Raw genomic sequence first — 18,223 nt, forward strand, 5'->3', positions numbered from 1 at the left:
TTGCAGCACGCTCGCTTGTCCGTCCGGGGCCCACCAATAAAGGAGACGCACATGGATACGCCGGCAAGCCTCAACGATCTGCAGCACACCACCCTCGCCATCGTGCTCGCGGGTGGCCGCGGCACCCGGCTCGGGCCGCTGACCAACAAACGCGTGAAACCGGCCGTGCATTTCGGCGGCAAATACCGGATTGTCGATTTCGCACTGTCCAACTGCCTGAACTCAGGCATCCGCCGCATCGCGGTGGTCACGCAGTACAAGGCGCATTCGCTGCTGCGCCACGTGCAACGCGGCTGGGGTTTCCTGCGCGGCGAGTTCAACGAGTTCATCGACCTGTGGCCCGCGCAACAACGCGTGGAAGGCGCGCACTGGTACCGCGGCACCGCCGACGCGGTGTTCCAGAATCTCGACATCATCCGCTCGATCAGGCCGAAGTACATCGTCGTGCTGGCGGGCGACCACATCTACAAGATGGACTACACGCGGATGGTGATGGATCACATCGAGAGCCGCGCCGACTGCACGGTGGGCTGTATCGAGGTGCCGCGCATGGATGCGGTGGCGTTCGGCGTGATGGCGGTCGACGAGGCGCGGCGCGTGACCGGCTTCGTCGAGAAACCGGCCGACCCGCCGGCGATGCCGGGCCGCCCGGACATCGCGCTCGCCAGCATGGGCATCTACGTGTTCAACGCCGAGTACCTGTACTCGCTGCTCGAACAGAACATCACCAGCGAGGCGACCGATCACGACTTCGGCAAGGACATCCTGCCGCGCGTCGTTACGTCGGGCCATGCGATCGCGCATCCGTTCAGCATGTCGTGCGTGTCGTCGGACCCGAGCGTCGAGCCTTACTGGCGCGACGTCGGCACAATCGACGCGTACTGGGCAGCCAATCTCGACCTCGCGTCGACGATTCCGACGCTCGACCTGTACGACCGCAACTGGCCGATCTGGACGCATCTCGAGCAGTTGCCGCCGGCCAAGTTCGTACGCGACCTGAACGGCTTGCAGGGCTCATCCACCAACCTGATCGTTTGCGCCGGCTGCGTGATCTCAGGCTCGCAGATTTCGCGCTCGGTGTTGTCGACCAATGTGCTCGTGAATTCTTTCTGTAACATCAATGAGGCAGTCTTGTTGCCGCAGGTGACGATCGGCGCGAGCTGCCGGCTGCGCAAGGTGGTGATCGACCGCGGCTGCACGATACCGGACGGCACGGTGATCGGCGAAGACCCGACGCGCGACGCCGAGCGCTTCTACCGTACCGAGAGCGGCGTGGTGCTGGTCACCGCCGAGGCGCTCAATCGCCAGGCCGCGCACGCGGGGTGACCGCACCGTGCGGGGCGCGGCGGCGCTGCAGAGCGCCGCTGCACCACGACGTCGCTCTGCAGCAGGCCGAACCGCGCATGCAAGGTGAATGAGCCGCGCGAGCGGTTTAGAGGCCGAATGCTTCAGCCGAATGAATGGACCACGCAAGTCGTGTAGAAGCCGACGGCTTCAGCATCACCAGAAGCAAACGGCGGCAAACGTCCGCTCCGCACCCTGCGCGACAGAATCACCCGCAGCAATCACAATGGCATGCGTACCGCTGCCGCCCGCCGCGCCGCGCGCGCCGCAGGCCGGCCTCCCGCTGACGCGTCACCGACCTTCGAGGACTCACGCCTATGACGATCCGCGCGCTGCACGTCGCAAGCGAGCTGTTTCCCCTTCTGAAGACGGGCGGCCTCGCCGACGTCACCGGCGCGCTGCCGCCGGCGCTGATCGAGCGCGGCGCCGACGTACGCGCGCTGGTGCCGGGCTTCCCGCAGGTACTCGCGGGCCTCGGCGAACTGCGTCCGATCGCGCAGCTTGCGCACCCGTTCGGTGCGCCGCAGGCGACGCTCGAACAGGGCACCCTGGCCGCCAATGGCCTGATCGTCTACGTGGTGCGCGCAGACGGTTTATACGACCGCCCGGGCAACCCTTACCTCGACGCACAGCACGTGCCGTACGGCGACAACGCGCAGCGCTTCGCGCTGCTCGGCTGGACCGCCGCGCAGCTTGCACAGCATGTGGATCCGGCCTGGGCGCCACAGATCGTGCACGCGCACGACTGGCACGCGGGCCTCGCGCCCGCCTACCTGAAGGCCGCTGAACGCGCGCAGCAGCGTGCGCTCGCGCGCAGCGTCTTCACGGTGCACAACCTCGCGTACCAAGGCGTGTTTCCCGCGCAGCAGTTCGGCATGCTGGGCCTGCCGCCGGATTTCTTCGACGTCCACGGCATCGAGTTCTACGGGCAGCTGTCGTTCCTGAAGGCAGGCCTGTTCTACGCGGACCGGCTCACCACGGTCAGCCCCACCTACGCGCGCGAAATCCAGACGCTCGCGCAGGGCGGCGGTCTCGACGGCCTGCTGCGGCAGCGCACGCACGATCTGTCGGGCATCCTGAACGGCGTCGACTATGCGGTGTGGAAGCCGTCCACCGACACGCTGCTGCCGGCCCGCTATACCGATACGCGCTTCACCGGCAAGCGCACCTGCAAGACCTCGCTGCAGGCGCGCTATAACCTGCCGCAAAAAAGCGATGTGCTGCTGTTCGGCGTGGTGAGCCGGCTCACCGAGCAGAAAGGCCTCGACCTGCTGCTCGCCGCGCTGCCCGAAATCGTGCGGCGCGGCGGCCAGCTGATCGTGTTCGGCACCGGCGACCCGGCGCTCGAAACCGGCCTGCAGCGTGCCGCGCAAGCGCACCCGGAAGCGGTCGCGGTCGAGCTCGGCTTCGACGAAACGCTGGCGCACGCGATCATCGCCGGCAGCGACGTGATCGCGGTGCCGTCGCGCTTCGAGCCATGCGGTCTCACGCAGATGTACGCGCTCGCGTATGGCTCGTTGCCGCTGGTGCACCGGGTCGGCGGGCTGGCGGATACGGTGGTCGACGCGTCGCTCGAAAATCTTGCCGACGACAGCGCGACCGGCTTCGTGTTCGAGCGTTTCGAACCCGATGCGCTGGCCGCGGCGATCCGCCGTGCGTTCGCACTGTATGCGCGGCGCAGCGAATGGAAGGCGACCCAGCAGCGCGGCATGCGCCAGGATTTCGGCTGGGGCGCGTCGGCGGAACGCTATCTGGCGCTGTACCGCGAACTGGTGTGACAGAAACGGCGGCGCGCGCGCCGATGCGCGCGGGCAATGCATGCGTGCGGCGGCGCGATCGCTCGACGGTTTGCAAGTCAGCGCAGCGCGGCTAGCACGGCTTGCCCATCGCGTCGCAACCACACCGCGCCACGCGCCGCGCATAGCCGCTGACGCATCGGCGCCACAATGCCCACGCCGCGCCGATGACAGCGATATTGCGCGCCGCAAAATCTCATGTATTGTTCACCACAGCAGCCCGCCGCCTGCGCTACGCGGCCCGCCCAGTTGCCCGCCTTGCTGTCCGCTTCACCGACCACGCGAGCCGAAGCGGACCGGAGCGCGCCGCGCATCGGCATCGAGCGGGTTTGACCGGTCATTCCAACTAGAAACACGGGCCCCGCGCCTCGCAAAAACCGTCATGAAAAACGTCCTGAGTATCCAGTCGCATGTCGTCTTCGGGCATGCGGGCAACAGCGCCGCGGAATTTCCGATCCGCCGGCTCGGTGTCAACGTCTGGCCGCTCAATACCGTGCAGTTCTCCAACCACACGCAGTACGGCCACTGGGCCGGCAGCGCGATCGATGCGACGCAGATGCAGGAACTCGTCGAAGGGATCGGCGCGATCGGCATGCTGTCGCGCTGCGACGCCGTGCTGTCCGGCTATCTCGGCACGCCCGAGCAAGCCCAGGCGGTGATCGAGATCGTGCGCGCGGTGAAGGCGGTCAACCCGCACGCGCGCTACTTCTGCGACCCGGTGATGGGCGCCGCGTCCGGCTGCCGCGTCGAGCCGGGCATCCAGGAATTTCTGGTCAAGTCGATGCCGGCCGTGGCCGATGCGATGATGCCCAATCACAGCGAGCTGCAGCGGCTGGTCGGCCGCACCATCGAAACCGTCGAGGAAGCAGTGATCGCCTGCCGCGAGCTGATCCAGCGTGGGCCGAAGCTGGTGCTGGTCAAGCATCTGCTCGACCGCAACAGCAAGGCTGACCGCTTCAACATGCTGGTGGTCACCGAGCGCGAAGGCTGGGTCGGCCAGCGCCCGCTCTATCCGTTTGCGCGGCAGCCGGTCGGTGTCGGCGATCTGACCAGTGCGGTGTTCGTCGCGCGCACGCTGCTCGGCGACTCGTTGCGTGCCGCCTTCGAGCACACGCTTGCAGCGGTCAACGGCGTGATGCGCGCGACGTGGGATGCGGGGCGCTACGAGCTCGAACTGGTCGCCGCGCAAAACGATATCGCGCACCCACGCGAGTGGTTCGACGCGTGGGTGGTCGAATCCGCCTGAGGCTGGCGCGCGCCGCCCTGCCCGGGCTTACTGGTCGCCGAGAAAATGCAGCACCGCGAAGTTGAACTGCGCCGGATCCTGCAGAAACGCAAAGTGGCTGGTATTGGGCAGGATCATCAGCCCCGCGCCCGGAATCGTCGCCGCGATGTACTCGGTGTGCGCGCGTTTGATCGCTTCGTCGTGGTCGCCGTCGAGCACCAGCACCGGCGTTTTGATTGCCTGTAGCTGCGCGTCGGTCCAGTTCGGCTGCGACGCCCACATCTTGCTGATCTGCTCGACGAACCCGTCGTAGTCGTTCGGCGTCGCCGACAGGCGCCGGTATTCGTCGCCGGCGCGCTGGATAAACGCGGCGAAGGTCGGGTTCTTCTCGACACCTTCGGTCACGCCGTCGGTCTTCGTATTGGCAGCGAACGCCACCACCTTGTTCAAGCGCTCGGGGTGGCGGATCGCCAGATCCAGCCCGAGAATCGCGCCGTCGCTCCAGCCCACCACGTCGGTCTTCTGGATTTTCAGCTTGTCCATCAACGCGACCACGTCGTCGGCCATCAGGTCGTAGCCATACGGCCGCGCATCGCGCGTGCTGCGCCCGTGGCCGCGGCTATCTACCAGCACCACCTTGTGGTGCTTCATCAACGCCTTGACCTGATAGCCGAAGTAATCCGAATTCGACAGGCCGCCGTGCAGCAGGATCACCGGCGAGCCCTGGCCGATGGTCGCGTAGTACAGGCGAATTCCGTTGACCTCGGCCATGCCGTGCTGTTCGCCGGCTACCGGTGCGGGCGTCGGCGGCAGGGTCTGCCAGCGTGGTTCGGCATAGACATGTTGCACGGTGACTGCCGCCAGCGCGGCGATGACGAAGCGCTGTGCACGACGCGGCCAGCACGCGGTCGATTGTTTGAACATATGAACCGTCTCCCAAACTGTGAAAGGAATCCAGCATTACAAAATACCAACATTGATGATTACAAATGCAGCACACATAACAGGCCAGCCCCGCGCAATATTCCGCGTCACCCGGCCAGCGCCCGCGAGGCGTCCTATAATGCGTGCCGCGCGTTTTGCGCTCTGCCAATCAATCCTTTCTGCCCTACGCAGACAAGCCAGTGAGGTTCCGATGGACGGCTACATCCGCAGCGAAGACGAAGAACGTTTCGAAGAATTGTGCATCTCCGTCGATGCCGACGAGACGCACGAACAGGAAGCGATCGAATTCTTCGAAACGCACGTAACCGAGGCGAGCTTCGACGCCGCGCAATGGCTCGACATCGCGCTGTACTACTCGCCTGCGGTCGCGCGCGGCATCATCGACATGGTCACGCCGGACGACAAGGCGCGCAGCACCATTGCCGAAGTGATCGCCGGCAATCTCGACATCTCGTACGGCGAAGACGACTGCCGCCAGTTCGCGGAAACGCTGCAGTTCGCGATGGCCAACGGCGTGCCGGTCGATCTCGACATCGTGCTCGACGGCTGCCACAGCGCGATCGACGACCTCGACACGTGGGCCGACGACGAGACCAAGGCGCCGCTGCTGCAGTTTCGCGACGAAGTGCTGCGACTGCAAGGCGAGCAATAGCCAACTGCGGCCAACTGCGGCCAACCGCGGCCAACCGTGACGCGCCGCGGCCCACCGCCGCCCACGCCGGATTTCTTTTGACTTATTTCTGTCCACCCGCGCGTGTTGGGCCCACGACAGCGTTTTTTCACACAACTTTTAAGCAAAACGGCATGGCAAGCATTCTGTAGGACAAATATCACGTGGCATTCATCGACCCTGCTTAAGGTCCAGTCCCAGCGTTGAGCATAAGTTTCCTCACCCCTCTGGGAGTTTTGAATGTTGCGTGCTACCCCCCTGGCATCACGCCTGAAAGCCGTTGCCGCCGCCGCCCTGTTCAGCCTCGCATCGATCGGCGCCCATGCCGGCGTGCAAAACCCGACCACGCAAATCACGCAAAGCGGCTACCAGTCGCTGTATCTCGGCGTCGATTCCGAATCGGCCACCGTGCCGTCCAACCCGGCCACCGCCGGCGGCGCACCGACCGTGAGCCGCGCGTACGTGATGCGTATCGACCTGTGGGCACCGGGCGTCTCGCTCGAAGTGACCGGCCACAGCGGCCCGTTGATGACGACCGCCGAAACGATTTCGCAATTCGCCGCGCGCACCGGCGTGCGTGCCGCGATCAACGCGAACTTCTTCGCGCCGTGCTGCAACGCGACCGCGGAACCGAAGACGGTGATCGGCCTGCTGGTGTCGCATGGCCAGGTGATCAGCCCGCTGACCAGCGACCCGACGCAAAGCGAAGCCGTGCTCGCGGTCACGCGCACCAAGCGCGCGTATATCCGCAACGCGACGCAAATCTCGCCGCAAGACCTGAAGCTGATCGATTCCGCCGTGTCCGGCTCGGCGATCCTGGTGCAGAACGGCCAGGACATCAGCGCGCAAAGCCCGAACGAAGGCGACCCGCTGAATCCGAACCCGCGTACGCTCGCCGGCCTGTCGCATGACGGCCGCTTCCTGTACTTCGTCGTGATCGACGGCCGCGTGACGGGCTACTCGGCCGGCACGACCAACGCGCAATCCGCCCAGCTGATGCTGGCAATCGGCGCGACCGACGCGATCAACCTCGACGGCGGCGGCTCGACCGAGCTGGTGCGCGCCGACCAGATCGGCACGCCGTTTATCGTCAACACGCCGAGCGGCGGCGCCGAGCGCTTCGACGCGTCGGCCATCGGCGTGCACGCGCTGAAGCTGCCGCTGTCGGGTTCGGGCTTCCCGTTCTAAGCTCAGCCCAGTGCAGTGAGACGGGATGCGCGTCGGCGTGCATCCCGTCGCATCCCGTGAAGCGGGTCCGCGCACCACGCACCACGCACGAGGCGCTTCAAGCCTGCTGGCTCGACGTGCAGACCGTATCGCGAGCCGCGCTACCGCCTTGCTCGTCGAGCCCATACACCGATGCTTCGCGCGGCGTGACGCCATAGCGCTCCTTGAACACCCGGCTGAAGTGCGCAGGCGTAGAGAATCCGCAACGAAACGCGATTTCGCGAATCTGCGGGATGCTCGTACCGCCACGCTGCAGCAGCTCCGCTGCCAGCTCGAGCCGGCGCTGCCACACGTAGCGCATCAGCGATTCGCCATCCGCGCGAAACAGCCGGCTGAGATGCGCATCCGACACGCACACCGCATCGGCGATCAACGGTGCGGTCAGATCCGGATTGCGCAGGTTCTGGCCGATAAAGCGCTTGGCGCGAAACAGCGTCGCTTCGCCGCTGCGCGAGCGGGCCAACGCCACCGGGTCGTCGAGCAGCAGATCGATCAGGTCGAGCAGCTGCGCGCCCTGGCGAGACCGCAGGGTTTCGCTGGTATCGCCGTTTTGCGCCGCGATCGCAGCCATCATTGCGCCGACCGCGCGCACGTCCGGCGCAGCCGGGTCCGGCGCCACGAAGCGCCGCAGCAGGTCGTCGCTATAGCCGCGCTGCTTCAGGCTATGCCGCGCAAAGCGCAGCGCCACCATATGCGTGGGCTCGGCGAACGACTGCCGGTAAGGCCGCGCCGAATCGATCAGCACCAGTGAACCAGGCCCGAAGCGCTGTCCGCGCCCATCCTGTTCGACGTCCATCGTACCGGCCACGATCAGCTTGATAAACAGCCACGCGTCGGCTTCGTCGCGCATCGGCAGCGCCGACCAATGCGCAAAACGCCCATCGAGCAGTTGCGGCTCGCCGAGACTCCATGTGCGCATCGAGGAGCCGACCCACTGGCCCGGCGCGAATTCGCAGGTCAGCCTGAACAGGTTGGCGGCGTGATGCCGCCACACATCCTTGCCGTGAGCCGAACCGTTGGTCTCCAGCTGGAAGTAGTCGCAATTGCCTGTCATGGAGAGTGTGTGGGATCGGTGGCTGTGAGTTTCTAAACAGTCCAGACGAGCCGGTTATTCCGTTACCCCGTGTTTGCTCCGCCGCATTCCGGCACTGCGAAGCAGCCGCGCCGCAGCTGTGTCAGCCAATCGAAATGCACGAACCAGTCATCGCGCGTGCAGGCCCCGGAAAACTGCCGCATCCCGCCGCTCCCTACGATTGAGCCATGCATGGAACCGCTTGCCGCAGCCCCTTGCGGGCCGCGCGACAGGCGCTCTGCATACCTACCTTTCTGGATATGGAGCACCTCGCAATGAACGCCTTTCAGACGCATTTCTGGAGCCCCGAAACGCATCCCGCGATCGAGCAGATCCTGAAACCGCTGCGCATCGTCCGCGGCGACGGCTGCTATCTGTACGACGACGCCGGCAACGAACTGGTCGACGGTTCGTCCGGCCTGTGGAACGTCGCGGTCGGACACAACCGCCGCGAGATCAAGCAGGCGATCGTGCAGCAGCTCGACGAACTCGAATATTCGACGATCTTCGGCAGCGCGATATCGCATCCGCGCGCCGAAGAACTCGCGCAACGCCTGATCGAGATGCTCGAGCCCGAGCAGATGCGCCGGGTGTTTTTCAGCCTCGGCGGCTCCGACGCAGTCGAAACCGCGCTGAAGCTCGCGCGCCAGTACTGGAAAGTCGAAGGCCAGCCTGAGCGCACCAAGTTCATCTCGCTGAAGAATTCCTATCACGGCACGCATTTCGGCTCGGCCGCCGTCAACGGCTTCATGCACTTCCGGCGCAACTACGAACCCAATCTGCCCGGCTGCTTTCACGTCGAAGCGCCATGGCTGTATCGCAATCCGTTCACGCAGGATCCCGAAGAACTGGGGCAGATCTGCGCGACGCTGCTCGAGCGCGAAATCCTGTTTCAGGGCGCCGACACGGTGGCGGCGTTTATCGCCGAACCGGTGCTGGGCGCGGGCGGCGTGATCGTGCCGCCGGCCAACTATTGGCCGCTCGTGCGCGAGATCTGCGACCGGCACGGCGTGCTGCTGATCGCCGACGAAGTGGTGACCGGGTTCGGTCGCACCGGCACGCTGTTCGGCAGTCGCGGCTGGGGCGTGAAACCCGACATCATGTGCTTTGCGAAAGGCATCACATCGGGCTATGCGCCGCTTGGCGCGACTACCGTCAACGAGCGCATCGAGCGGGCCTTTCTGAACAACGGCAATTTCACCGGCGCCATCATGCACGGCTACACCAACTCCGGGCATCCGGTCAGCTGTGCGGCGGCGCTCGCGACGCTCGATATCGTGACCGGCGAAAGCCTGGCGGCAAACGCAGCCGCTCAGGGCGAGTATCTGCTGCGCGCGATGCAGCCGCTCGCCGAACGCTTCCCGCAGGTCGGCGACGTGCGCGGCAAGGGGCTGCTGGTCGCCGCGGATCTGGTGTACGACAAGTCGAGCCGCGCCGGCGTCGACATGATGTCCGGCTACGCGGAAACGATCTGCAATGTCGCGCGCGAACACGGCGCGCTGCTGCGGCCGATGGGGTCGATCATCGTGGCCGCGCCGCCGCTGGTGGCACGACGCGAGCATCTGGACAAGATCGTTGACGCGCTGGCCGCAGGGCTGGCGGCGGTACCGCCCGCGCAAGCCTGACGCCCACAGGGCCACCGCACGCGCAGCGCGCGTCGCGGCCGGTCCTGCCTGCTCGCCAGCCCGCCTGCGCCGGGCTGTGCCGAAATCCGCATCCGCGATGCCGCGATCTGCCAAGACGGCCTCAAATTGGCTTTCTATAGTCGCGCCAGATTTGTTGTGCATACCGCAACACGGCTGCCCGCAACCTGCCCGCGCGCGGCATGACGGTCTGCACCGCGGCATACACCGCGCGCCTCTCCAGTGCGCGTTTTCCAGCATTGCCAATACGCGCCGCACGCGCCGTAATCGGGTGCAGCAGCGCTGCGCGCATCGTCCGCACAACGGACGATGCGCGCACCACCAAAGGCTTTCCGTTACCCGTCGTACCGACCCAAGGAGAGACCATGAGCCTGAGCCTGTGCAACACACTAAAGCCCTTTGCGGTACTGCTCGGCGCGCTGTTCGCGCTGGCCCCGGCGGCAGCCTTTGCCGACGACCTGCAGGTGAAAATCGGCTTCGCCGGCCCGCTGACCGGGCCCAATGCCGGCTACGGCAAGGACCTGCAGAACGGCGTGCAACTCGCGATCGACGAAGCCAACGCGCAGAAGCTCAAGATCGGCGACAAGGTTGCGCGCTTCGTGCTGGTGTCCGAAGACGATCAGGCCGATCCGCGCATCGGCGTGCAGGCCGCGCAGAAACTGGTCGACCAGAACGTGTCGGCGATCGTCGGCCACTTCAACTCGGGCACCACGATTCCAGCTTCGCAGGTCTACGAAACGGCCGGCATCCCGATGATCGACCCGGCGGCGACCAATCCGATCATTACGAACCGCGGCTTTGCGAACGCCTTCATGGTGATCTCCACCGACGCGCAAAACGCCGGCAATGCCGGCACCTACGCGGTGAAGACGACCAAGGCCAAACGCATCGCGATCATCGACGACCGCACCGCGTTCGGTCAGGGCGAAGCGGACGAGTTCGAAAAGGCGGTGAAGGCCGCCGGTGGCACCATCGTCGCGCGCGAATACACCGACAACAAGACGATGGACTTCAGCACGCAGCTAACCAAGATCAAGTCGGAGAACGCGGACCTGATTTTCTTCGGCGGGCTCGATACGCAGGCCGCCGCGATCGCGAAGAAGATGAAGCAGCTGAATATGAGCGCGCAGTTGCTGGGTGGCGGGGGCGTCGAAGATCCGGAGTTCGTCAAGCTGGCCGGCGACGCGGCCGAAGGCGCGATGGCGTGGGAATACGGCCGGCCGCTCGCGCAACTGCCGGGCGGCAAGGACTTCTCGCAGAAGTTCAAGAAGCGCTTCGGCGAGGACATCCTGTCGTACGCGCCGTTCGGCTATGACGGCGCATGGGCCGCGATCAAGGCGATGCAGGCCGCGAAGTCGACCGCGCCGGCCGACTATCGGCCGATGCTGAAGAACATCAATTTCGAAGGCGTGACCGGCACGATCTCGTTCGATGCCACCGGCGCGCTGAAGAGCGGCGCGTCGACGCTTTATCAGGTGAAGAATGGCGTGTGGGTGCCGGTGGTGACGAAGAGCGGCACGTAGCGTGCGGATTAGTGCTGGCGGCGCGGGCGATCGATCGGGCGACGGCCTGATTGCAATGGCACGATTGCGTGCGCCGGCTTGCGGTTTTCTCAGTCTGCCGCGTTGCGCGCGGGGCCACCACCACCGCTTCGCGCCACCGCGCGCACCACGATCTGCGACAGCGCATCGCGCTCGATCCTGACGAGCGATGCGCGCATCGCGCGGAACTCGTCCGCACTGCACATCTGGTGTCCGAAGCGCGCGTCGAGCCGCCGCGTGATCTGCACGACGCGCGTGACCGGATCGAACACGTAGTGCGATTCGAAATCGAAGAAGCGGTCTTGCACGCGCGCGTCCTGCGGCAGGTCGGTCACCCGTACCGTATCGGGTAGCCTGATCTGCGCGGTCTCGTCGAAGCGGCCTTCGATGCACACCCACGGCTGCGTGCGCTGCGGCTCGGCGAGCCACGCCTGCACCTGGCTGCCGAGGCCGCCGGACAGGCTCGTCAAGGCGGGCAGCGCGGTGGTGCCGTCGGGCCACGTCACGTGTTCGAGCGTGCCTTGCATCGAGGTCGCGAACGGTCCGGAAGTCGCGTTCAGATCGCCCGGCTGGATTCGCGCGAGACCGGATAACCCGCTGACCCGCACCCGCTCGGCGGCGATCTGCTGCCAGCGCTGCCGCGTCGTGCGGCGAAACATGTTGCGCTCGAGTTCGGCGGGCGCACCGCCGTCTTCGACGCGATAGCTGAAGCGCCCCGCCCCGCTCGCGTCGACATCGATCTCGACGCGGGTCGCGCGCGAACGCGGCTGCGGCGGTGGTGTGCGCGTGAGCACACCCTCGTCGACCAGCAGCACCGGCCGGTCCATCACGCCGGCCGGCAGATCGCCGAACGCCACACCGCCCGCGGTCGTATCGGCGAATTGCGATAGCGACGGAATCCACGTGATCACGTGATTGATTGCGCTTGCGCCGTAGCCTGGCACGCTGGGCAGTGTGTACACCGGCCCGAGATTCAGCAGCACCGCTTCGCTGTCGATGCCGACCGCCGCGAGCAGCGCGCCATACAGCGCGACGTGATCCTTGCAGTCGCCGTAGCGGTTGCGCAGGATATCCACCGCCTTGTGCGGCACCGCCGCGGTTTCGCCGAGAAACAGCGCGACGTAGCGGATGTTGAAGCGCACCCAGTCGTACAGGATGCGGGCCTTGTCGCGCGGGTCGGGGCTTTGCGCGGTCAACTGCTGCGCGAGGCGCACGATCGACGGGTCGCGGGTGGTCGGGTCGGCGGCCGCATCGCGGTAGCGCGCGGCGAAGGTGGCGAAGTCGGGCGTGGTCGATACCATCAACCGGTCGCCCCAGGTCGCGTAGCCGACCGCACCGGCTTCGAGCGGTGCGTACGGGCCGTGGCTGTACGTGAACGTGTAGCGGGTGCGGCCGTTTTCAGTGACCGGCGGCTGCGCAACGTAGCCGCGTGCGTCGGCGTAGAGCGGCACGTCGGCGGGCAGATCGAAGATCAGTTGCTGCATCTCCACCGGCCCGCGGGTCGGTTCGACGAAGTACGCGAAGGTGCCGGCCTGCAACGGCACACTGCGCGTCTTGCGGAAAGCCAGATGCACGCGCGCGCCCGGTTCGACGCCCGGGAAGATCACCGTGCGCAACACGCCGTCCTGAAACGTCGGCGCGCCGGCCGAGCGCGGCTCCTGCACGTCGCGGATACCGTCGGGGCCGACCGGATGCGCGACGCCGTTGCGGTCGATGGTTTCGGCGGCGAGCAGTTGCACCTGCTCGATGTCCTTGTTGAACCACACGTAGCGTTGCGCGATCTCGTCGACGCCGCTGCTGGTGTTCGCGCGCAGCACGGTGTCGTCGTGCTCTTCGATCGAGCCGTCTTTCTGCACGATGAACAGGTGCACGTCGCGCTCGATGGTCGACGGCGGCACGTCTTCGGGTGCGGCTGGGTTGCTGTCGGCATGCGCGAGATACGGCGTGCCGCCGATGCATAACGCGATCAGCCAGGTGCGCAAGCGCTGCGCTCGCTGCGCGGCAAGTTTCGTCAAGATGGGGCCTCCGAACGCCGTACCGGTGGTTTTAACACATCGGCACCGGAGGCGACCACTCACGGTCCGGCACGCGTTCAGCGCTGCCGCAACTCCGCGCCTTCGTCCTCCGACAGGCGAACGAAAAACAGCAGCGAACAAAACGTCAACGCGCCGATTGCGAAGAACGCCGGCGAAAAATCGCGCGCCTCGAGTTGCGCCGCACTGCCGCCGTAAAGATGCGCGGTCAAGGCCAGCAGCGACGCGGCAAATGCGACGCCCACGCTGATCGACAACTGCTGCGCCATGCTCGCAAGCGCGGTAGCGCGGCTCATCTTCGGCTTCGGCACATCGGAGTAGCCGAGCGTATTGAGCGTGACCATCGCGAGCGAATTGAACAGCCCGCCGAACAGCAGCACGATGAAAATCAGCAGATGCGGCGTAGTCGGCCGGAACAAGCCATAGCTCGCATAGAAGCAGCCGGTGATCAACGTCGTGCCGATCAGCAGCCGGCGAAAGCCGATGCGGCGGATTGCCGTCTGCATCACCGCGCGCACCGACAGCGAGCCGACCGCGGTCGCCACGCTGATCGAACCGGACGCGAGCGGCGACAGCCCGAAACCGAGCTGCAGCATCAGCGGCATCAGGAACGGCGACGCGCCGAGCGCGATGCGCAGCGGCATGCCGCCGGCCACCGCGGTGCGATACGCGTGATAGCGCAGCAGGCCCGGATCGATGATCGGCTCCGGCTGCCGGCGCGTGTAGAACCCGTACGCGACGATCGACAGCGTGCCGATGCCGATCAGCGCGAACGTGACGATTTGCGGCACGAGGCCGCGCCCAGCGGTATCGAGCCCGCCGACCAGCCCGACCAGACCGGTGGACAGCAACAGGAAGCCGCGCACGTCGAAGCGCTCGTCGTTCGGCTCTTGCGTATCGTCGATAAACAGCAGCGCGCACAACACGCCGACGACGCCGAACGGCACGTTCAGCAGGAAGATCCAGCGCCACGACACGAAGGTCACGACGAAGCCGCCGAGCAGCGGCCCGGCCACGCGCCCGACCGCCCCCGGCACCGTGAACCACACCATCGCGGCCACCATCCGCGCGGGCGGCACGCTGCGCAGCAGGATCAGACGGCCCACCGGCACCATCATCGCGCCGCCCATCCCCTGCACGATGCGGAACAGCACCAGTTGCGGCAGCGACGTGGCCAGCCCGCAGAGCGCGGAGCCGACCGAGAACAATACGATCGCCGCGCAGAACACGCGCCGCGTGCCGAACCGGTCCGCCAGCCAGCCGCTGGCCGGCAGAAACACCGCGAGGCTCAGCAGGTACGACGTGATCGCGAGATTCAGATGGAGCGCCTCGACGCCGAGCGACCTCGCGATCGACGGCAACGCGGTGGCCATGATCGATGTATCGAGGTTTTGCAGCAACAGCGGGCACGCAACGATGATGGGGATGAGTCGGGAGCGGTCGGTCATGCCGATCTTTTACCGCAAATCGCGCCGAGCGACGAGTGATTTGCTTGTCGCCTGGTGTTACGTTACGTTTCGCCTATGCATGCGGAGTCATGGTTGGGAATTTGTCAGCGTGGTTGTGCTCGCGGCCTTGCCGGCTATGCGGTGACTGCCTCGATCGCGCGGCGCAGCGACAGCGCGATGCCGCGCGCGGCCAGCGTCACGTCGTCGAGACTCGGGTATGACGGTGCGATGCGCAGATGCCGGTCTTCAGGATCGCGCCCGTATGGATAAGCAGCGCCGGCCGGCGTCAGCACGAGGCCGGCCGCGGACGCCAGCGCGACGGTGCGCGCCGCGCAGCCCGGCGGCGCGTACAGGCTCACGAAATAGCCGCCGGCCGGCCAGTTCCACGTCACCTGCGGCAGATCCGCGAGCAACTCCGCGAAGACCGTTGCAACCGCATCGAACTTCGGTTGCAGCAGTGCACGGTGCTGCGCCATCAGCGCCTGCAAGCCGGCCTTGTCGCGCAGCATGCGCACGTGCCGCAACTGGTTCAGCTTGTCCGGCCCGATCGTGCGCACGCCGGAACGCTGCTGCCACCATGCAATATTGCGCGCGGAGCTGGCCACAAACGCAACCCCGCTGCCCGCCAGCGTCGCCTTCGACAACGACGCGAACACCAGCGCCCGATCCGCATGGCCGGCCTGCGCGCACGCGTCGACGATATTCGGCGTGGTGAACGCATGGTCGGTCAGATGATGGAAGCGGTATGCATCGTCCCACAACAGCCGGAAATCGGACGCCGCCGCCGGCGTCGCGGCGAGACGCTCGACCGTGCGTGCCGAGTAGATCGTGCCGCTCGGGTTGCTGTACAACGGCATGCACCAGATGCCCTTGATGGCCGCATCGCTGCGCACCTGCGCATCGACGAAATCCATGTCGGGACCGTCGTCGAGCATCGGCACCGGGATCATGCGGATGCCGAGCGCTTCGCAGATCGCGAAGTGCCGGTCGTAACCCGGCACCGGACACAACAGCGCGACGTCGCGCTGGTTGCGCCACGGCTCTCCTGCCGATTCGCCATCGGGCACGCCGAACAACATCGCAAACGACAGCGCGTCGTACATCAGTTCGAGACTCGAATTGCCCGCTGCGATCACCTGCGCGGCCTCGACGTCGAGCAGTTGCGCGCCGAACTCGCGCGCTTCCGGCAAGCCGGCCCCGTAGCCGTAGTTGCGGCAGTCGATGCCGTCGCGCGACAAGTACGCGGCGGTGCCGGCCGGCCCGCCATCCAGCAGCGCGCGCGACAGGTCGAGCTGCTCCGGCGACGGCTTGCCGCGCGACATGTCGAGGCGCATGCCCCGTTGCTTGAATTCATCGTAAGTGGCGGGCATCGACATGGCAGCGGGCTGCATCGGCAGCGAGTGGTTGAACGTGCAACCAGTATGCCGATGCGTATGCCTTCAGACAAACGCGTTATATTGAACGTTTCAATCAGCTTTTCTGATAGCGATGAAAGCCCTCGATCTCGACGTTCTCGCGATGGTGGTCGCGATTGCCGATGCCGGCAGCTTCGTACGCGGCGCGGCGCTGGTGCACCGCTCGCAGTCGGCGCTCAGCATGCAGGTGCGCACGCTCGAAGAAGCGCTCGGCAAGACGCTGTTCGTGCGCGGCCCACGCAGCGTCACGCCGACGCACGACGGTTTGCTGCTGATCGCCTATGCGCGCCGGCTGCTTGCGCTGCGCGACGAAGCGTGGGCTTCGCTGGTGCATCCGGAAGTGAAGGGTCGTGTGTCGATCGGCGTGCCCGACGATTACGCGGCATCGCTGCTGCCTGCGGTGCTGCGCAAGTTTTCGGCCACCTATCCGAAGGTCGAGATTCAGGTAATCGGCTTACCGAGCGTCGCGCTCGCGCCGCTGGTGAAGGACAACAAGGTCGATCTGGCGTGCGTGACGCGCGTCAAGGGCTTGAACGGTGAATTCATCCGCCATGAGCCGATGGTGTGGGCTGGGCCGGCCGCGGGTGCGGGTAAGGAGATCTGGAACGAACGGCCGCTGCCGGTGGCCTTGTTCGGCACCGGCAGCGTTGCGCGGGCCAATGCGATCGCGGCGTTGGAGCGCGCGAAAATTCCGTATCGCACGTCGTATGAGAGCCCCAGTTTGATGGGGCTGTTCAGCATGGTCGAAGCGGGCCTCGCGGTCGCGCCGCTCGCGCGCTGTGCGGTGCCCGCGCATCTGACGACGCTCGGCAAGCCGCATGGGCTGCCGAAGCTGCCTGAACTCGAAATCGTGCTGGCGCGCAGCGCGCGCTCGAAACGTCCGCCGTGCGATTTTCTTGCGGAGCAGATTCTGACCGAATTGCGGGCGTGATGGCGGGCACTATCACTCGTTCTCGCCGAGCCCCGCGAGCAGCGCATGCAGTTTCTCGACATGCCGGATCAACATATGCCGATGCTTTTCGATCTGCTCGAGCCGTCCGGCCAGATCGGCCCGTGCCGGTTCGTCGGGTTCGACCGCGCCGATCACATCTTCGACCCGCGTGCGCACCAGCGCGATGTCGACCGGCGCATGCGTCAGATGACGCTCGAAACGCCGCACTTCCTGCACCGCCAGATCGCGCATCTTGCGCAAGTACACCTGCTTGCGATGCGCTTCGCTATCGAGTGCGTCTTCGTCGGCCTTCTTCGCGGCGGTATGCCCGAAGATCGGCTCCGGCGGCCGCAACACCGCCTTCTTGCGCACCGGATGCGCGGTGCCGCGAAAGCGCGCGAGCGGCGCTTCGTTGTCGATGGCGGCGCGCGCATTGTCGGGCACCTCGGCCGCTTCGTGCGGCGCATCCATCCAGCTGGCCGGCAAGCCGGTCACCGCTTCGACGCCGCGCACGAATTCCTCGCTGAAATCGCGCTGACCGGCCAGCATCAGCTTCAGATACGACTCGGAGAACGTCATCATCCGCGCGAGCCGCGAGGCCGCGCCGACTTCGCGCGTCAGTACCGTCAAATTTGCCCGCCAGACCTGGAGCAGGGATTCGTCGGAATATTCCATCACTGGGTCTTCCTTTCGTTCTTCCTTCTCACGTGCCGCCCGCGCCGCATAGCCACCGATGCCGCGGCGCGGGGCGTGCCCCGTGAAAGAGTAGTCGCTACGATACGCTGCGCGCAAGCCGGCGTGCCGCACGGCTGCGAGGTGCGCAACGGCGCGCGCCGGATGACGCAGATTCATCGTAAGTGGACTCCGGGAAGCACGTAGCGTTCCGCAGCGTCGGTGCGGTGTGGGCGGGCGGTGATGGAGATGGCGCGGCGT

15 protein-coding genes are annotated in these 18,223 nt (G+C 66.1%); 8 read left to right on the forward strand and 7 right to left on the reverse strand.

What is annotated here, in order from left to right; genetic code table 11:
• Positions 1-51 precede the first annotated feature (51 nt).
• Together glgC and glgA are read left to right on the forward strand one after the other, a co-directional pair.
• A complete protein-coding gene (gene glgC, locus ACYVNQ_RS06120; RefSeq protein ID WP_460901459.1) occupies positions 52-1,326 on the forward strand; it encodes a glucose-1-phosphate adenylyltransferase in 1,275 nt (424 codons plus the stop codon).
• Between the two features lie 335 nt (positions 1,327-1,661).
• Positions 1,662-3,122: a glycogen synthase GlgA gene (glgA, locus tag ACYVNQ_RS06125; protein ID WP_460901461.1), complete on the forward strand. Its 1,461-nt coding sequence runs from the start codon at positions 1,662-1,664 to the stop codon at positions 3,120-3,122.
• A gap of 77 nt (positions 3,123-3,199) precedes the next feature.
• Here the strand turns inward: glgA and ACYVNQ_RS06130 are convergent, their stop codons facing one another.
• Positions 3,200-3,496 (reverse strand): hypothetical protein, encoded by a 297-nt coding sequence (locus tag ACYVNQ_RS06130; protein WP_460901463.1) that lies wholly within the window; start codon positions 3,494-3,496, stop codon positions 3,200-3,202.
• Between the two features lie 26 nt (positions 3,497-3,522).
• Here ACYVNQ_RS06130 and pdxY point away from each other — a divergent pair, with 26 nt between their 5' ends.
• Positions 3,523-4,386, forward strand: a complete 864-nt coding sequence (gene pdxY / locus ACYVNQ_RS06135; protein WP_460901465.1) for a pyridoxal kinase PdxY — start codon at positions 3,523-3,525, stop codon at positions 4,384-4,386.
• A 27-nt stretch (positions 4,387-4,413) separates the two neighbouring features.
• On the opposite strand, the gene ACYVNQ_RS06140 is transcribed toward pdxY, so the two are convergent.
• On the reverse strand, positions 4,414-5,289 hold the full coding sequence (locus tag ACYVNQ_RS06140) for an alpha/beta fold hydrolase (protein WP_460901467.1): 876 nt from the start codon (positions 5,287-5,289) through the stop codon (positions 4,414-4,416).
• Between the two features lie 211 nt (positions 5,290-5,500).
• Here ACYVNQ_RS06140 and ACYVNQ_RS06145 point away from each other — a divergent pair, with 211 nt between their 5' ends.
• Together ACYVNQ_RS06145 and ACYVNQ_RS06150 are read left to right on the forward strand one after the other, a co-directional pair.
• Positions 5,501-5,962, forward strand: a complete 462-nt coding sequence (locus ACYVNQ_RS06145; protein ID WP_460901469.1) for a hypothetical protein — start codon at positions 5,501-5,503, stop codon at positions 5,960-5,962.
• A 258-nt stretch (positions 5,963-6,220) separates the two neighbouring features.
• The gene (locus ACYVNQ_RS06150; protein WP_460901470.1) at positions 6,221-7,168 is read left to right on the forward strand and encodes a phosphodiester glycosidase family protein; all 948 of its coding nucleotides are present in this window, start codon (positions 6,221-6,223) and stop codon (positions 7,166-7,168) included.
• Between the two features lie 97 nt (positions 7,169-7,265).
• Here the strand turns inward: ACYVNQ_RS06150 and ACYVNQ_RS06155 are convergent, their stop codons facing one another.
• On the reverse strand, positions 7,266-8,261 hold the full coding sequence (locus tag ACYVNQ_RS06155; RefSeq protein WP_460901472.1) for a helix-turn-helix domain-containing protein: 996 nt from the start codon (positions 8,259-8,261) through the stop codon (positions 7,266-7,268).
• Between the two features lie 293 nt (positions 8,262-8,554).
• On the opposite strand from ACYVNQ_RS06155, the gene ACYVNQ_RS06160 reads away from it, so the two are divergent.
• Positions 8,555-9,904: an aminotransferase class III-fold pyridoxal phosphate-dependent enzyme gene (locus ACYVNQ_RS06160; protein WP_460901474.1), complete on the forward strand. Its 1,350-nt coding sequence runs from the start codon at positions 8,555-8,557 to the stop codon at positions 9,902-9,904.
• Between the two features lie 389 nt (positions 9,905-10,293).
• On the forward strand, positions 10,294-11,445 hold the full coding sequence (locus ACYVNQ_RS06165; protein ID WP_460901651.1) for a branched-chain amino acid ABC transporter substrate-binding protein: 1,152 nt from the start codon (positions 10,294-10,296) through the stop codon (positions 11,443-11,445).
• 89 nt (positions 11,446-11,534) lie between these two features.
• Here the strand turns inward: ACYVNQ_RS06165 and ACYVNQ_RS06170 are convergent, their stop codons facing one another.
• From ACYVNQ_RS06170 to ACYVNQ_RS06180, 3 genes are all read right to left on the reverse strand, one after another.
• Positions 11,535-13,418, reverse strand: coding sequence for a DUF3857 domain-containing transglutaminase family protein (locus tag ACYVNQ_RS06170; RefSeq protein ID WP_460901653.1), 1,884 nt, complete (start codon positions 13,416-13,418; stop codon positions 11,535-11,537).
• A gap of 137 nt (positions 13,419-13,555) precedes the next feature.
• Positions 13,556-14,944: a DHA2 family efflux MFS transporter permease subunit gene (locus ACYVNQ_RS06175; protein WP_460901476.1), complete on the reverse strand. Its 1,389-nt coding sequence runs from the start codon at positions 14,942-14,944 to the stop codon at positions 13,556-13,558.
• Between the two features lie 134 nt (positions 14,945-15,078).
• On the reverse strand, positions 15,079-16,320 hold the full coding sequence (locus ACYVNQ_RS06180; protein WP_460901478.1) for an aminotransferase class I/II-fold pyridoxal phosphate-dependent enzyme: 1,242 nt from the start codon (positions 16,318-16,320) through the stop codon (positions 15,079-15,081).
• A 112-nt stretch (positions 16,321-16,432) separates the two neighbouring features.
• Between ACYVNQ_RS06180 and ACYVNQ_RS06185 the strand changes: the two genes are divergently transcribed.
• Positions 16,433-17,290 carry a LysR substrate-binding domain-containing protein gene (locus ACYVNQ_RS06185; protein WP_460901480.1) on the forward strand — a complete coding sequence of 286 codons (858 nt, stop codon included), beginning with the start codon at positions 16,433-16,435 and terminating at the stop codon, positions 17,288-17,290.
• A 12-nt stretch (positions 17,291-17,302) separates the two neighbouring features.
• On the opposite strand, the gene ACYVNQ_RS06190 is transcribed toward ACYVNQ_RS06185, so the two are convergent.
• Entirely contained in the window at positions 17,303-17,965 is a 663-nt protein-coding gene (locus tag ACYVNQ_RS06190; protein ID WP_460901482.1) for a hypothetical protein, read from the reverse strand.
• Between the last annotated feature and the right edge of the window lie 258 nt (positions 17,966-18,223).

Source organism: Paraburkholderia jirisanensis, from assembly GCF_054782355.1.

What these genes read in the sequence shown, in the direction of transcription:
- glgC (WP_460901459.1), top strand. Translation starts at nt 52, where the DNA reads ATGGATACGCCGGCAAGCCTCAACGATCTGCAGCACACCACCCTCGCC.
- glgA (WP_460901461.1), top strand. Translation starts at nt 1,662, where the DNA reads ATGACGATCCGCGCGCTGCACGTCGCAAGCGAGCTGTTTCCCCTTCTG.
- pdxY (WP_460901465.1), top strand. Translation starts at nt 3,523, where the DNA reads ATGAAAAACGTCCTGAGTATCCAGTCGCATGTCGTCTTCGGGCATGCG.
- ACYVNQ_RS06140 (WP_460901467.1), bottom strand. Translation starts at nt 5,289, where the DNA reads ATGTTCAAACAATCGACCGCGTGCTGGCCGCGTCGTGCACAGCGCTTC.
- ACYVNQ_RS06145 (WP_460901469.1), top strand. Translation starts at nt 5,501, where the DNA reads ATGGACGGCTACATCCGCAGCGAAGACGAAGAACGTTTCGAAGAATTG.
- ACYVNQ_RS06150 (WP_460901470.1), top strand. Translation starts at nt 6,221, where the DNA reads ATGTTGCGTGCTACCCCCCTGGCATCACGCCTGAAAGCCGTTGCCGCC.
- ACYVNQ_RS06155 (WP_460901472.1), bottom strand. Translation starts at nt 8,261, where the DNA reads ATGACAGGCAATTGCGACTACTTCCAGCTGGAGACCAACGGTTCGGCT.
- ACYVNQ_RS06160 (WP_460901474.1), top strand. Translation starts at nt 8,555, where the DNA reads ATGAACGCCTTTCAGACGCATTTCTGGAGCCCCGAAACGCATCCCGCG.
- ACYVNQ_RS06175 (WP_460901476.1), bottom strand. Translation starts at nt 14,944, where the DNA reads ATGACCGACCGCTCCCGACTCATCCCCATCATCGTTGCGTGCCCGCTG.
- ACYVNQ_RS06180 (WP_460901478.1), bottom strand. Translation starts at nt 16,320, where the DNA reads ATGTCGATGCCCGCCACTTACGATGAATTCAAGCAACGGGGCATGCGC.
- ACYVNQ_RS06185 (WP_460901480.1), top strand. Translation starts at nt 16,433, where the DNA reads ATGAAAGCCCTCGATCTCGACGTTCTCGCGATGGTGGTCGCGATTGCC.
- ACYVNQ_RS06190 (WP_460901482.1), bottom strand. Translation starts at nt 17,965, where the DNA reads ATGGAATATTCCGACGAATCCCTGCTCCAGGTCTGGCGGGCAAATTTG.